Here is a 13,557-nt window from a genome sequence, read left to right as displayed (position 1 = left end):
TATGGGCTCCCGGACGCAGCGTGCGCATCCTTCGTCACTCGGGGTACTTGCGGCCCCCGGACGGCCCGGTCAGGAGATCTTGACCGGGTTGACGACGTCGGCGACGAGGACGAGCAGGGTGAAGCAGATGAACACCCCTGCGACCACATAGGCGACCGGCATCAGCTTGGCGACGTCGAACGGGCCGGGGTCGGGGCGCTTGAAGACCCGCGCCACGTTCCGGCGCAGTGCCTCCCACAGCGCCCCCGCGATGTGGCCGCCGTCGAGCGGCAGCAGCGGCAGCATGTTGAAGAGGAACAGCGAGAGGTTGAAGCCCGCCAGCAGGAACAGCATCATCGCGATCTGGTTCTGCGCGGGTACGTCCAGCGTCATCACCTCGCCACCGATCCTGGCCGCGCCGACGACACCCACCGGGGAGTCGGCCGCCCGCTCGCCGTCGCTGAAGGCCGCATCCCAGAGGGCGGGGATCTTGGACGGCAGGGCGATGATCGAATCGACGCCGTTCTCGATCATGTCGCCCATGCGGACGACGGAATCGCCGAAGGAGAGCGGGATGATCTCCGTCTGCGCCGCGAAGCCGAGGTAGCCGGCGGAGATGTACTTCCCCGGGACCACCTCGCCGTCGGAGTCCTTCTTCGCCACCGCGTTCTTCTTCAGCACGGCGTGGAGGGTCTTCTCCTGGCCGTCGCGCTGGACCGTGATGGTGGCGGGGCCGATCGTGTCGCGGATCTTGTCGGAGAGCACGGACCACTCGTCGATCCGCTGGCCGTTGAAGGCGACGATCTTGTCGCCCACCTTCAGGCCGGCGGCCTGCGCGGGCGAGACCGGGTCGGACTTCTTGCAGGTCTCCCGCTTCTCGCTCTGGGAGATCACGCACTTCTGGACGCCGGCGACGTCCGTCGTCTGCGTCTGGAATCCGAAGGTCATGGCGACGCCGAGGAAGATCGCCACGGCCAGGACCAGGTTCATGAACGGGCCCGCGAACATGACGATGACGCGCTTCCACGGCTTGCGCGTGTAGAAGAGGCGCTTCTCGTCGCCCGGTTCCAGCTCCTCGAAGGCGGCGGACCTGGCGTCCTCGATCATGCCGCGCCACGGCGAGGTGGACCGCGCCTCCAGCTTCCCGTCCGGTCCCGGCGGGAACATGCCGATCATGCGGATGTAGCCGCCTGCCGGGATGGCCTTGATCCCGTACTCCGTGTCGCCCTTCTTCCGCGACCAGACGGTCGGGCCGAAGCCGACCATGTACTGGGGGACGCGGATACCGAAGAGCTTCGCGGTCGACAGGTGGCCCAGCTCGTGCCAGGCGATGGAGAACAGCAGGCCGACGGCGAAGACCGCGATGCCGAGAATGGTCAGCAGGATCGTCGTCATGCTCATGCGCGCGCCTCCGCGGTGGCCTTGGCCGAGAGTTCCCGGGCCCGGGTCCGTGCCCAGGCCTCCGCTTCAAGGACGTCCGTGACCGTCAGTGAAGTTCCCGCCGGAGGCGTTCCGTGTTCGGACACCACCGCCGTGACCGTGTCCATGATGCCGTTGAACGCCAGCCGGCCGTCGAGGAACGCGTCCACGCACTCCTCGTTCGCCGCGTTGAACACCGCCGGTGCGGTCCCGCCCAGCGTGCCCACGTGCCGCGCGAGTCCGACGGACGGGAAGGCCTCGGTGTCGAGCGGGTAGAACTCCCAGGTGGAGGCCTTCGTCCAGTCGAAGGCGGGGGCCGCGTCGGGGACGCGCTGCGGCCAGCCGAGGCCGATGGCGATCGGTCCGCGCATGTCGGGCGGGGTGGCCTGGGCGAGGGTGGAGCCGTCGGTGAACTCCACCATGGAGTGGACGTACGACTGGGGGTGGACCACGACCTCGATCCGGTCGAAGGGGATGTCGTAGAGGAGGTGCGCCTCGATGACCTCGAGCCCCTTGTTGACCAGGGTGGCCGAGTTGACCGTGATGACCGGGCCCATGGCCCAGGTCGGGTGGTTGAGGGCCTGTTCCCGCGTGACGTCTGCGAGCTCGCTCCTGGTACGTCCCCGGAACGGGCCGCCGGACGCGGTGACGACGAGCCTGCGCACATCGGCCCTCTTGCCGGCCGCGAGTGCCTGGAAGAGCGCGGCGTGCTCGGAGTCGACCGGGATGATCTGGCCGGGGGCGGCGAGCGCCTTGACCAGCGGACCGCCGACGATCAGCGACTCCTTGTTGGCGAGCGCCAGCGTGCGGCCCGCCTTCAGTGCGGCCAGGGTGGGGGCGAGACCGATCGAGCCGGTGATCCCGTTCAGCACGGTGTGGCAGTCGCTGCCGGCCAGCTCCGTCGCGGCGTCGGGTCCGGCCAGGATCTCGGGAGGCTGCTCCCCTGCTCCGTACTCCTTGCGCAGCGCCTCGCGCAGGGCCGGCACCACCTCGGGCGAGGCGACGGCGACCGTGCGCACCCTCAGCCGGCGCGCTTGCTCGGCAAGGAGGGCGACCCGGCCGCCCGCCGCGGAGAGGGCGGTCACGCGGAAGCGGTCGGGGTTGCGCAGCACCAGGTCGATGGCCTGGGTGCCGATGGACCCGGTGGAGCCGAGGATGACGAGATCCCTGCGGCCTTCCACGGCGTCGAAGACGAGGTGCGGGTCTGCGAGGGGGGCGGGGCTGTCGCTCATGCCCCCCATTGTTGCCGCATCGGCTGTGTGCATTGACAGCGCGCCCCTCGCGCCGCGTCGTGGCTGCTCGCTCATCGAGCCCTCAGCCCTTCGCCGCACGGAACTTGGCCCACTGGGCGGCCATGACCTCGGGCGGCACCCCGCCGACGTCCTTGGTGGAGGTGATCTCCGCCCGGAAGGCGAGGGTCGTGGAGCCGGAGCGGACGACGGTGAGGTACTCGTACAGCTTCTCCTTCCCCTTCACGTCGAGGATGGTGAAGCGGTACGCCTTCGACGCGTCGGCCTCGGCGGCGAAGGCGGGGGCCTTGGCGGGTTCGACCTTCAGATACTTCGCGGTCGCGACGGCCCGCTCCTCGGTGAATCCGCCGGCGCAGTCCTTGCCGGCCTTGTCGAGGGCTTTCATGACGGTGGCCGCGCCGCCGTTCGCGTAGCCGCGCAGGGTGACGTCGACGGTGAGACCGAGCATCTCGTCCGGGACGTCGACCTTGCGCTGGACCTGGGCGGCCGGGTCCGGGTCGCTGACCTCAGCGGCGAGGCTGACGAGCGGCTGGCAGCCGGCCGGGGCGGCGGTGTACGCGTCACCGAGCGGGCCGTCCAGGACGTACTCGGACGCCGTGTACGTGCCGACCTTCTCGCCGTCCGTGAAGGACGCGGCCGTCAACTGCGCCTTGCCGGGCGCCCCCTGCACGGAGGGCTTGGCCGGGGCCTTGCCGTCCTTGCCCGCGCCGGCGGAGCTGCCGGCACCACCCGCGTCGTCCTTGTCACTGCCGCAGGCGGATACGCCCATAGCCATCGTTGCCGCGATCCCGATGACCGCCACCCGGCGCCACCGCCCCCGCAGGTTCCTCGCCCTGTACATGCCTCTCCCCATTCCCTGGTCCCGATTTCGCTTCCGCATCGCGTGCGTGACCGACGCCCGGTCGTGCTGCATGGAGCCGGCCGGTCACCGGTGAGCCGACCGGCTCAGAAATGCGTGGCCACCCCGAACTCCCTGCGGAGCCGGGCCATGTCGTGCAGGTCTGCTGCGCCGGGGTCGTACCCCTGGTGGAACTCGACCTGTTGCTGCGCCGAGATGCAGCGCACCCGTGTCCCGCCGATGGTGCCGGTGACGAAGCACTCCGCCGGGTAGCGGAACGGCTCCCCCGGGTCGAGCGAGGACTGCGTCGCCGAACCATCGGGGGCGAACTGCAAGGGATGCAGGTCGATTTCGAGTCCGGACGGGTGGCTGAGGACGAACCGTGCGGGGCGCCAGTCGAGCGTCTCCACATAGCCGGCCGCCGTCAGCGCGGCGACGAGAGCGGGTTCCTGTTCGCGGCGGTGCAGCAGATCGAGATCCTTGTGACTGCGGGTCTCCTCGCCGAGCAGGGCATCGACACCCCAGCCACCGGCGATCACCACCTCCGCACCGGCCTCGCGCACGACGGACAGGACGGACAGCGCATCGGAGGCGGACATCATGTCGCGGAGCCTAGCTGTCCCGCCGCGCCTCGTGCCGGGAGATCTACCGGCCCGACCCCTTATCCGACCATGAGCTCCGCGAACTCGGCGAAGGCCTCGTGGAACCGGGGGAACGTCTTGCGCACGCAGCCGGGGTCGTCGTACGTCATGCCGGGTGTCCGCAGACCGGTGACGGCGAACGACATGACGATGCGGTGGTCGCCGTGGGTGGCGATCTCCGTGGGCCGCGGGGTGCCCGGCAGGATCTCGATCCAGTCCGGACCGGTGGTGACCGTGATGCCCATCCGCCGGAGGTTCCCGGCGCACGCCTCCAGCCGGTCGCACTCCTTGACCCGGGTGTTGCCGACGTCCTCGATGCGGACCGGTCCCGAGGCGAAGGGGGCGATCGCGGCCAGTGTGGGCATGGTGTCGGAGATGTCGCGCATGTTGACGGTGAGGCCGCGGAGCTCACCGGTGGAGCGCACCGTGGTGGATTCGGCCGTCATGTGCACCTCGGCGCCCATGCGGCGCAGCACGTCGACGAACCCCAGATCGCCCTGGAGGGCGCCCCGCCCGAGTCCGGGGACGGTGACCTCCCTGCCGGTGAGGGCCGCCGCCGCGAAGAAGTAACTGGCGGTGGAGGCGTCGGGCTCGATGGCGTACGTGGTGGCCCGGTATCCACCCGGCGGCACAGTGAAGACGGCGTTGCCGGGGCCGCCGCGGGTGACCTCGACGCCGAAGCTCCGCATCATCGCGAGGGTGATCTCGATGTACGGCGCCGACACCAGATCGGTGACGGTGATCCGCAGCCCTTCCGCGGTCAGCGGTCCGAGCATCAGCAGCGCGGTGAGGTACTGGCTGGACTGCCCGGCGTCCAGGGTCAGTTCGCCGCCCTTGATGCCGGCGGCCTCGATGCGCAGCGGGTGGTGGCCCTCGGCGGCTTCGTGGTGCAGGTCGACGCCGAGTGTGCGCAGCGCCTCGGTGAGCGGGGCGAGGGGGCGGCGGCGCATCTGGGCGGAGGCGTCGAAGCGGTAGCTGCCGCGGGCGGCGGCCGCCGCGAGGGTCGGCAGGAACCGGGCCGTGGTCGCGCCGTCCCGGCAGTAGACGTCGGCATCGGTGGCGGCGGGGCCGGACGGGCGGCCCGTGATGTGCCAGGCCTCCGCCTCACGCGCCACCTCGTAGCCGAGGGTGGTGAGCCCTTCGGCGAAGCCTTCGGTGTCGTCCGAACGCAGGGGGCGTACGAGGGTGCTGGTGCCGTTCGCGGCGGCGGCCAGGAAGAGGGCGCGCGCGGTGACGGACTTGGAACCGGGAACATGGATGACGGTCACGGGCGCCCATCCTGCCGTGCCGCGCGCGCGTGGGCGGGGCACGTCCAGCGAGTGGACGTGCCCCGCCGGTCGGGCCTGTCCGGCGGCTCAGGGGCTCAGCGGATCGGCCGGTGGACGTTCTCCCGGGTCGAGGGGCCCGGGGTGGCGTCGGCGATCCACGGGCCGTCGCCGCTGGGGTCGATGATGCCCTCCTCCAGCCAGGTGTAGGTGCCGGACAGGACGTCGTCGACCACCCGCCGGTCGAGGTCGTCGGTGTTGGACCAGAGCCGGGTGAAGAGCTCCTCCACCCGGATCCGGGACTGGCGGCAGAAGGTGTCGGCGAGCTGGTACGCCTCGCGGCCGTGGTCGCCCTCGGTGCGCAGGAGTTCGGCCCGGACGCAGGCGGCGCTCATGGCGAAGAGTTCCGCACCGATGTCGACGATCCTTCCGAGGAAGCCCTGCTTGGTCTCCATCCGGCCCTGCCAGCGGGACATGGCGTAGAAGGTGGAGCGGGCCAGTTTGCGGGAGGACCGTTCGACGTAACGGAGGTGGCCGGAGAGGTCGGCATGGCCGGACGGGTGGAAGTCCCCGTAGGTGCGCGGGAGCTGTCCCGGTCCGGCGACGAGCTTCGGCAGCCACTTGGCGTAGAACCCGGCCGCGTTCGCGCCCGCCCTGGCCTTGGCCGAGAGCGGCTTGTCGGGGTCGATGATGTCGCCCGCGACCTTGAGGTGGGCATCCACCGCCTCACGGGCGATCAGCAGGTGCATGATCTCCGTCGAACCCTCGAAGATCCGGTTGATCCGCATGTCCCGGAGCATCTGCTCGGCGGGGACGGCCCGTTCGCCACGAGCGGCGAGGGATTCCGCGGTCTCGAAGCCCCGGCCGCCGCGGATCTGGACCAGTTCGTCGGCCATCAGACAGCCCATCTCGGAGCCGTACAGCTTGGCGAGCGCCGCCTCGATCCGGATGTCGTTGCGGTTCTCGTCCGCCATCTGCGAGGAGAGGTCGACCACGGCTTCGAGGGCGAAGGTGGTCGCCGCGATGAAGGAGATCTTGGCACCCACGGCCTCGTGCCGGGCCACGGGCCTGCCCCACTGCTCACGGACCGCCGACCATTCGCGGGCGATCTTCAGACACCATTTCCCGGAGCCGACGCACATGGCCGGCAGTGAGAGCCGGCCGGTGTTGAGGGTGGTGAGCGCGATCTTGAGCCCCGCACCCTCCGGCCCGATGCGGTTCGCCGCGGGGACCCGCACCCGGTGGAAGCGGGTGACGCCGTTCTCCAGGCCTCGCAGGCCCATGAAGGCGTTGCGGTGTTCCACCGTGATGCCCGGGGCGTCGGCCTCGACCACGAAGGCCGTGATGCCGCCCTTGTGGCCCTCGGACTTCGGCACGCGCGCCATGACGACCAGCAGGTCCGCGACGACCCCGTTGGTCGTCCACAGCTTCACCCCGTCGAGCACGTAGTCGTCCCCGTCCGGAACGGCCGAGGTGGCGAGCCGCGCCGGGTCCGAGCCCACGTCCGGCTCGGTGAGGAGGAACGCCGAGATGTCGGTGCGGGCCAGCCTGGGCAGGAAGGTGTCCTTCTGCTCCTGGCTGCCGAAGATCTTCAGCGGCTGCGGAACGCCGATGGACTGGTGGGCGGAGAGCAGGGCACCGATCGAGGGGCTGGCGGAGCCGACCAGGGCGAGGGCCTTGTTGTAGTAGACCTGCGTCAGCCCGAGGCCGCCGTACTTGACGTCGATCTTCATACCCAGCGCGCCGAGTTCCTTGAGGCCGTTGACCACCTCGTCGGGGATCCTCGCCTCGCGCTCGATCTGGGCGCTGTCGATGCTGGTCTCGCAGAACGCGCGCAGCCGGGCGAGGAACTCCTCGCCTCGCCGGACGTCCTCGGCTGCGGGCAGCGGATGCGGGTGGATCAGGTCGAGCCGGAAGCGGCCCAGGAAGAGTTCTTTGGCAAAACTGGGTTTGCGCCAGTCCTGCTCGCGCGCTTCCTCGGCCACTTGTCGCGCTTCGCGTTCGGTGACCTTGGGCGTGTGCGGTTGTGCGGACGGACGTTGTGCGGATGGTGCGGACATGAGGAGCTCACCTCGCCGCTTCGGGGGTGGGTGGTCCCGACAGGTCTGCGGGCGGCCGGGGACCGTCCGCCCTTGCGTACCTATCGGTTCTACTCGTCCGTATGTACCCGATTCCTGCCCCTGTCACCATCCTCCGGGAGCCGATCGGGTCGGTCGCCACTCCACTGCCCGTCAGGGCGTGCGCATGCCGAAACGGCCCGAACCGACGCACAAGTGGGTTCGGGCCGTTCTCCTGCCGCCCGCCGCCTGCCGTCTCGCTGTCGCTGTCCGGACGGGGTGCGGGCGGCCGACGGGGCAGGGGCTTACAGGGCGAGGCCGGTGAGGACCAGGACGCGCTCGTAGGTGTAGTCGTCCATCGCGTAGCGGACGCCCTCGCGGCCGACACCGGACTGCTTGGCGCCGCCGTACGGCATCTGGTCCGCACGGTACGAGGGGACGTCGCCGATGATCACGCCGCCGACCTCCAGGGCGCGGTGGGCGCGGAAGGCGGTCTGCAGGTCGTGGGTGAACACTCCTGCCTGGAGGCCGTACTTGGAGGAGTTCACCGAGGCGAAGGCCTCGGCCTCGCCGTCCACCTTCTGCACCGAGAGGACCGGTCCGAAGACCTCCTCGTGGGAGAGGGTGACGCCGTCGGGGAGCTCGGCGAGGACGGTCGGCGCGTACGTCGCCCCGTCGCGCTTGCCGCCGGCGAGCAGCTGGGCGCCGGCCTGCACGGCCTCGTCGACCCAGGACTCGACGCGCTTGGCGGCGTTCTCGTCGACCAGCGGGCCGACGTCGGTGGTGGCGTCGGACGGGTCACCGGTGACCTGGGCCTCGACGGCCGCGACGATCTTCGGCAGGAGCCGGTCGTAGACCGCGGCGTCCGCGATGACACGCTGCACCGAGATGCAGGACTGGCCGCCCTGGTAGTTGGAGAAGGTCGCGATACGGGTCGCGGCCCAGTCCAGGTCCTTCTCGGAGGCGTAGTCGCCGAGGACGACCGCGGCGCCGTTCCCGCCGAGTTCCAGGGTGCAGTGCTTGCGGGGCACCGAGTCCATGATCGAGTAACCGACCGGGGCGGACCCGGTGAACGAGATCACGGGCAGGCGCTCGTCCTGGACGAGGGCGGGCATGCGGTCGTTGGGGACCGTCAGCACGGACCAGGAGCCGGCGGGCAGGTCGGTCTCGGCCAGCAGCTCGCCGAGGATCAGCGAGGAGATCGGGGTGGCCGGGGCGGGCTTCAGGATGATCGGGGCGCCGACGGCGATGGCCGGGGCGACCTTGTGGGCGCTCAGGTTCAGCGGGAAGTTGAAGGGTGCGATGCCGAGGACCGTGCCGCGCGGGAAGCGGCGGGTCAGGCCGAGACGGCCGGTGCCGCCGGCATCGGTGTCCAGGCGCTGGGCGTCACCGCTGTTGAAGCGGCGGGCCTCCTCGGAGGCGAACCGGAACACGGAGACGGCCCGGCCGACCTCGCCGCGCGCCCACTTGATCGGCTTGCCGTTCTCGGCGGAGATCACCTGGGCGATCTCCTCGGTGCGCTCCGTCAGGCGCCGTGCCACGTGGTCGAGCGCGGCGGCCCGGACGTGGGCCGGGGTCGCGGCGAACTCGTCGCGCACGGCGTGTGCGGCGGCGACGGCCTCCTCGACCTGAGCCTCGGTGGGCACACTGACGGTGCCCACGAGACGCCCGTCCCAGGAGTTGGTGACGTCGAAGCTTTCCTCGCCGGTGGCCTCTCGGCCGGCCAGCCAGAAGGCGTGGGTGGAGGTCATGGAGGTTCCGGCCCTTCGATGTCGTGGGGTGTTCCGTCCCCCACCGTAGGGCCGCAGCATCCGCCTGGCGTTTGTCCGGCATGGAGCAGAGGCGTTCTGGGGTGCGCCGGTTTGTCGGATGAGGGGCGGGGGCCGGCGGGGTCGCTAGGACGCCGTCGGGGGGTTCGCGACCTTGAGGGCCAGCCACAGCTCCATCCGGACGTCCGGATCGTCCAGCGAGCGGCCGAGGATCTCCTCCACCCGCCGCATGCGGTAGCGCAGGGTGTGCCGGTGCACCCCCAGGTCCGCCGCGGCCGCGTCCCACTGACCGTGGTGGGAGAGCCAGGCCCGCAGGGAGGCCACGAGGTCGCCGCGGCCCTTGGCGTCGTGCTCGTACAGGGCGCGGAGCATGCCGTCGGCGAAGGCCCTGACCGCGTCGTCCGCGAGCAGCGGTACCACGGACCCGGCCGCCAGTTCCTCGTGCTCGACCAGGGCCCTGCCGCGGCGGCGGGCGACCGAGAGTGACTGTTCGGCCTGCTTGTACGCGGCCGCGACGGCGATGGGCCCCGCGGGGGCGGAGAGACCGACGACCACCTCGGTGTCCTCAGCCGACGGTTCGCGCGGGGGCGCTTCCTCCTGTGCTTCGGCGTAGGCGGTGCAAGCGGCGACCGCGGCCCCGCCGTCGGCGGCCAGCACGACGAGGCGTTCGCCCTCGGGCACCATCAGCAGCGTCTCACCGGACCGGGCGGCGGCAGTCTCCATGGCCTCGGCCAGCTGCGCCGTGGCCGACGGTTCGCCTGCCTCGGCGATGAGCAGCCGGAAGGGCGCGTCGAGCAGCCCGCCGTACAGATCCCCGGCGACACCGCGCGCGTGGTCGGGCTGGCCGGCCAGGAGCATGCGCAGCACTGCCGCACCGAGCCGCTGTTCGGCGCCCTGGAGCGAGCGGGAGCGCGCCGTGGTGAGGGTGAGCAGGGCGACCGCCGAGTGCACCGCGTAGCGCTCCGCGGTGCCGAGTGCCGCCCCGGTGCCCACGGCCAGCGCCCCGCGCACCCGCCGTCCGGTGCCCAGGGACTGGAGCTCGACCCGGTCGTCGGTGTCGCCGACGACGACGCTGGCCGGCGCCGGGCGTTCCCGCAGGCGTTCCACGTCGCGGGTGAGCCGGGCGGCGCGGCGGGCCGCCCAGTCGGGGGCGGCGGCCACGACGGCCCCGGAGGCGTCGTACAGCGCGGCCCAGCCGTCGACGTGTGCGGCGAGCCGGGTGAGGAGTTCGGCGGGACCGTCCCCGGCAAGGGCCGCTCTGGTGAGTTCCCGCTGCGCCTCGAATCCCGCGGTGACGGCCCGGTACTGATCGGCGGCGATCTCCGAGGAGACGGCTTTGGCGATGGCGAGGAACGGGGTGCGGCGCGGCACTTCGAGCAGGGGGAGCCCGGCTTCCTCGGCGGCGTCGACCAGGGGCTGCGGTACGTCGTCGTAGGTGACCCCGACGGCGAAGCCCAGCCCGACGACTCCGGCCCCGGCCAGCCGTCGTACGTACCGCCGCATCGCTTCCGGGTTCTCAGCGTCGAGGTTGGTCGCGGTGACCAGGAGCAGCTCGCCGCCCTCCATGTAGGGGACGGGGTCGGCCAGCTCGCTGGCGTGCGCCCAGCGGACCGGCGCGTCGAGCCGGTCCGCCCCCGCGCGCACCGTGAGTTTGAGCGCCGAGTGCTGGACGAGCGAGGCGAGAGTGGGGGGCATGGGGATCGGGGACCTTTGGGAGGGGGTGATTTCGCCGTCCCGTATGAACGGCTCCCGGCGATTCTGCCAGGGTGGCAGAGTCCCCGTCACCGTCGGCGGACCGCCCGCACGACTACTCCGGAGTAACCCTCACTCCCCCAGCCGCACCAGGAGCGGGGGTGCGTGTCCGCCGTCGACCGTGGTGAGGGAGAGGACCGCGTGGCCGGCGGGCAGCTCGTACGCCAGTCCGGAGGCGGACCACCGTTCCCGCTCGACCTGGCGCACGGTCACCGCGTCCGTGGTGACGGCCTTGCCGGTGGCCAGCTTCCGCAGGGCGTGCACGGCTCGGGTGAGCGGCTGGTCGGCGAAGACGCCGTGCTGGGCGACCTCGCGGACCTCCACCCACTCCTTGCCCCAGGCCTCGGCGAAGCGTTTGCCGTCCCAGGTGGTGACGCCGGGGAAGGCCATGGTGCAGCCGACCGCGCCGAGCAGTGCCGTGTGCAGTTCCTCGGGCACATCGTCCAGGGTGCGCAGGGAGAGGACCGCACCGGCGTTGACGGAGCGCAGCCGGCGGATGCCCCGGACGGTTTCGGCGGTGACCGTGTGGGTCGCGTCGTCCAGGACCAGGCAGACGAAGAGCGAGCGGTCGGCGCGGGCCGCGGTGATCGCGTTGAACTGGGCGAGGACGATCCGGGCCAGCACCCGGGACGCCTCGGCGTGGGCGCGCTCCGGCAGATCGATGCGCACCCGCAGCGGGTGCTGTTCCAGGGAGCGCAGCGAGAACGGGCGGGCCTCGGCCCCGGTGGCGAAGAACCCGGCGAAGGCCGGCCGGTCGAGCACGGCGATCCGGTCGGCGAGGACGGCGGCCGGGTCGCCTGCGCTCCCCGCCTGACGCTGCCGGGCGTCCAGCTCGCGCAGCATCGCGTGGTGGCCGGCCGACTCCAGGGCCTGCCGCAGGCCGCCCAGCGCGGCGGCGGACCCTTCGAGGAGCTCACGGAGGTCGGGTACGGCGGGGAACGTGCCGTGGACGGCGCGGTACGGGCCCAGCAGCTGACCGAGCGCGGTCGCCGCACGCCGGGTGTCCAGGGCGGGGAGGTCTCCGGCCAGGCCCTCCGCGAGGGCGGCCGCCGCCTCGTCGGGGTCGGTCGTACCGCCGTACAGGTCGAAGTCGTGCACGGACGCGGGGTCACCGATCCGGACGACGACGTCGTAGGCCCCGTCCGGACCGAGCCGGTCGCCGGCACCGCCGACGGCGAGCACCGCCGCCTGTCCGGTGAGGGCCCGCAGGGCGAGCGATTCGACGACGGGCCGGACCACCCGTTCCGTCTTCCCCGATCCGGGCGGTCCGACGACCAGCAGGGAGGTGCCCAGCGACGCGGGTTCCAGCGCCATCCCCGCACCGCGACGGGGATAGGGGTTGCGCGGGTCGTCGGCGCAGTCGCCGATCCGGACCTGACCGGTGAGCGGGTCGTGCACGGCGGTGCGCAGGGGCAGGTCTCGGCGGCCGGAGGGGTGCAGGTAGGCGTCGGCGCCCTTGCGCAGCACGGTCTCGGTGAAGGAGGCGCGCCGGTCGGGGCGGGTCCTGGCGGCGCCCCAGGCGTGGCGCAGCCGTACGCAGTCGATGTCGTTCAGCCGGCCCGCGTGCAGGGCCGCGGTGAGTGCCTCCGCGGCCTCCGCGCCTCCGGAAGCCCGCAGCTCGGGCCAGTGGGCGAGGTCCGGGCCGGCCTGCGCGGGAGCGGCCCGGAGCTGCTCCGGAACGGGCCCGGCGCGCCCCAGAAGAGGGCCGAGCTCGACCGGCCACTGGCCGATTCTGGCGAAGGGCCACACGATCGCGGTACCGATCAGGGCGTAGAGAACGATCGAGACGAGGAGTGCCGCGTACTGGTTGCCGCCACCCTGCATCCAGCTGGTCGGAACCGCGGGCAGGATGACGTCGGCGAGTGGTACCCGCCGCGTCCAGACGAGCCAGACGGCGGCTGCCGCACCGGATGCCGAGACCACCAGCCTGGCCCGGCCCAGCCTGGGGCCCGTGAAGTAGCGGAAGACGTGGGCCCAGCCGCCGATCCGGGCGGCCCAGAAGCCCAGGCCGAGGACCAGCACCTGGTAGTAGAGCGTGGTGGAGTTGACCACCAGCGCCGGCGCATCCTTCCTGAGGCCGCCGAAGGACCACCACTCGGGCCCGGTGATGATCTCGATCGGCTTGGACACGTAGGGGACTGCGCGCTCCATGAGCAGCAGCCACAGCAGGAGCCACAGAGCCATCGTGGCGGCCGGACCCACCAGCGAGGGGCGCGGCGGCCGCTCGGCGGCCCGTGGCACGTACGCGTACCGCCACACACCCGGCTCGGTCTCGGGGCGGGGCGCGTTCAGCCATTCGGCCGTGGCCGAGCGCGTGGCCGCCGGCCGGTGCTGCCCGGGGGAAGTCGGGGGCCGCTTCGGGACGGCGGGCGGCGCGGAGGGCGGCGGGACCGTCGGAGGGAAAGCGGGCGGGGCGACGGGCGGTGGCCCGGGCGGCAGCGCGGGCGGTGGGCCACCCGGGTGCGGCACGGAGCTCCCGGGCCGCCCGTCGGGCGGCTGCGCACCCCGCGCGCCCCGGGCGCTGTGCGTGCCTTCGTAGTCCATGAACCGTTGCCCCCTGACCAGCCAGGTCCGACCGCTGCCCGCT

The 13,557-nt window shown here is 72.1% G+C and carries 9 protein-coding genes; all 9 read right to left on the bottom strand.

What is annotated here, in order from left to right; translation table 11 throughout:
* Positions 1-69 precede the first annotated feature (69 nt).
* Positions 70-1,380, bottom strand: a complete 1,311-nt coding sequence (locus SH922_RS29725; RefSeq protein WP_393061216.1) for a M50 family metallopeptidase — start codon at positions 1,378-1,380, stop codon at positions 70-72.
* Positions 1,377-2,630, bottom strand: coding sequence for a 1-deoxy-D-xylulose-5-phosphate reductoisomerase (gene dxr, locus SH922_RS29720; RefSeq protein ID WP_393061214.1), 1,254 nt, complete (start codon positions 2,628-2,630; stop codon positions 1,377-1,379). Before dxr ends, SH922_RS29725 begins: the two co-directional genes overlap by 4 nt.
* 82 nt (positions 2,631-2,712) lie before the next feature.
* Positions 2,713-3,489, bottom strand: coding sequence for a hypothetical protein (locus tag SH922_RS29715; RefSeq protein WP_393061212.1), 777 nt, complete (start codon positions 3,487-3,489; stop codon positions 2,713-2,715).
* 104 nt (positions 3,490-3,593) lie between these two features.
* Positions 3,594-4,088 (bottom strand): nucleotidyltransferase domain-containing protein, encoded by a 495-nt coding sequence (locus SH922_RS29710; protein WP_393061210.1) that lies wholly within the window; start codon positions 4,086-4,088, stop codon positions 3,594-3,596.
* A gap of 59 nt (positions 4,089-4,147) precedes the next feature.
* Positions 4,148-5,395, bottom strand: coding sequence for a 3-phosphoshikimate 1-carboxyvinyltransferase (gene aroA, locus SH922_RS29705; protein WP_393061208.1), 1,248 nt, complete (start codon positions 5,393-5,395; stop codon positions 4,148-4,150).
* Positions 5,396-5,490: 95 nt separating this feature from the next.
* Positions 5,491-7,452 carry an acyl-CoA dehydrogenase family protein gene (locus SH922_RS29700; protein WP_393061206.1) on the bottom strand — a complete coding sequence of 654 codons (1,962 nt, stop codon included), beginning with the start codon at positions 7,450-7,452 and terminating at the stop codon, positions 5,491-5,493.
* 302 nt (positions 7,453-7,754) lie between these two features.
* The gene (locus SH922_RS29695) at positions 7,755-9,200 is read right to left on the bottom strand and encodes an aldehyde dehydrogenase family protein (protein ID WP_393061204.1); all 1,446 of its coding nucleotides are present in this window, start codon (positions 9,198-9,200) and stop codon (positions 7,755-7,757) included.
* A 144-nt stretch (positions 9,201-9,344) separates the two neighbouring features.
* Entirely contained in the window at positions 9,345-10,913 is a 1,569-nt protein-coding gene (locus tag SH922_RS29690; RefSeq protein ID WP_393061202.1) for a PucR family transcriptional regulator, read from the bottom strand.
* A gap of 129 nt (positions 10,914-11,042) precedes the next feature.
* Complete coding sequence (locus SH922_RS29685; protein WP_393061200.1) at positions 11,043-13,514, bottom strand: ATP/GTP-binding protein; 2,472 nt, start codon at positions 13,512-13,514, stop codon at positions 11,043-11,045.
* Between the last annotated feature and the right edge of the window lie 43 nt (positions 13,515-13,557).

The organism is Streptomyces sp. LN549 (genome assembly GCF_043203805.1).
Classification (GTDB): domain Bacteria; phylum Actinomycetota; class Actinomycetes; order Streptomycetales; family Streptomycetaceae; genus Streptomyces.
The sequence above is the reverse complement of the archived record's forward strand: the minus strand, read 5'-3'. Positions and strand labels throughout refer to the sequence as shown.

What these genes read in the sequence shown, in the direction of transcription:
- SH922_RS29725 (WP_393061216.1), bottom strand. Translation starts at nt 1,380, where the DNA reads ATGAGCATGACGACGATCCTGCTGACCATTCTCGGCATCGCGGTCTTC.
- dxr (WP_393061214.1), bottom strand. Translation starts at nt 2,630, where the DNA reads ATGAGCGACAGCCCCGCCCCCCTCGCAGACCCGCACCTCGTCTTCGAC.
- SH922_RS29715 (WP_393061212.1), bottom strand. Translation starts at nt 3,489, where the DNA reads ATGTACAGGGCGAGGAACCTGCGGGGGCGGTGGCGCCGGGTGGCGGTC.
- SH922_RS29710 (WP_393061210.1), bottom strand. Translation starts at nt 4,088, where the DNA reads ATGATGTCCGCCTCCGATGCGCTGTCCGTCCTGTCCGTCGTGCGCGAG.
- SH922_RS29700 (WP_393061206.1), bottom strand. Translation starts at nt 7,452, where the DNA reads ATGTCCGCACCATCCGCACAACGTCCGTCCGCACAACCGCACACGCCC.
- SH922_RS29695 (WP_393061204.1), bottom strand. Translation starts at nt 9,200, where the DNA reads ATGACCTCCACCCACGCCTTCTGGCTGGCCGGCCGAGAGGCCACCGGC.
- SH922_RS29690 (WP_393061202.1), bottom strand. Translation starts at nt 10,913, where the DNA reads ATGCCCCCCACTCTCGCCTCGCTCGTCCAGCACTCGGCGCTCAAACTC.
- SH922_RS29685 (WP_393061200.1), bottom strand. Translation starts at nt 13,514, where the DNA reads ATGGACTACGAAGGCACGCACAGCGCCCGGGGCGCGCGGGGTGCGCAG.